The organism is Arhodomonas sp. KWT (assembly GCF_010993615.1).
Genome location: NZ_WNXE01000915.1, coordinates 1 through 675 on the forward strand (window position 1 = coordinate 1; position 675 = coordinate 675).

Annotated in this window: 2 protein-coding genes; one reads left to right on the forward strand and one right to left on the reverse strand. The window is 71.0% G+C overall.

Features of this window, described 5'->3' with window-relative positions; genetic code table 11:
- Nucleotides 1-345, forward strand: a 345-nt coding sequence (locus G7A99_RS23265; RefSeq protein ID WP_163144422.1) for an ABC transporter substrate-binding protein, incomplete at its 5' end; no start/stop codon positions are given.
- A gap of 45 nt (nucleotides 346-390) precedes the next feature.
- Here the strand turns inward: G7A99_RS23265 and G7A99_RS23270 are convergent.
- The coding region (locus G7A99_RS23270; protein WP_205600032.1) for a hypothetical protein at nucleotides 391-675 on the reverse strand (285 nt) is incomplete at its 5' end.

Genomic DNA, 675 nt, shown 5'->3' on the forward strand with positions numbered 1-675 from the left:
CGCCTGCCCGCACCACCGCTGCTGGTCGCCGACCAGCTGCCCGCCGACGATCCGCAGAAAACGGTGCTGATGGACTACAAGGCGGCCTACGAGGGGCGCTACGGGGAGCCCGCCTCGACCTTCGGGGGGTATGCCTACGATGCCCTGCACTTATACGTGCGGGCCGTGCGCAAGGCGGGGACGACCGCGCGCCCCGCGGTGCGGGACGCGCTGGAGACCGTCTCGGACTACGTCGGGGTAACGGGGATCTTCAACCTGGGCAGCGACGACCATATGGGCCTGGACCGGAAGACGGCCTTCCGCATGGCCGAGATCCATGACGGTCAGTGGCGGCTGATCGACTGACCCCATCGCCGGGCGCGGCCCCCGCGGCCGCGCCCGCACCCTGTTTCAGCCGCCGCCGTCGATACCGGCCTTGGCCAGTGCCTTCAGGAGCTCGCGGCGCGCCTTGGCCGGCTTCTGGATCGGATCCGAGCGCAGCCGTGCGACCTCCTCCGCCGTATACGGCTCGAAGTCCGCGGGCGTGCTCTGCGGTGCGAACGCCTTCAGGCTCCAGTTCATCACCGCGGCCAGGTCCGCGTCGTTCAGCGGTGAGAGCGCCGCGCCCGGCACCCGGCCCAGGTAGGCCCGTCCCTCGGGAAGCTGCACCATCCGGCCGATGATGCCGCGCATGTC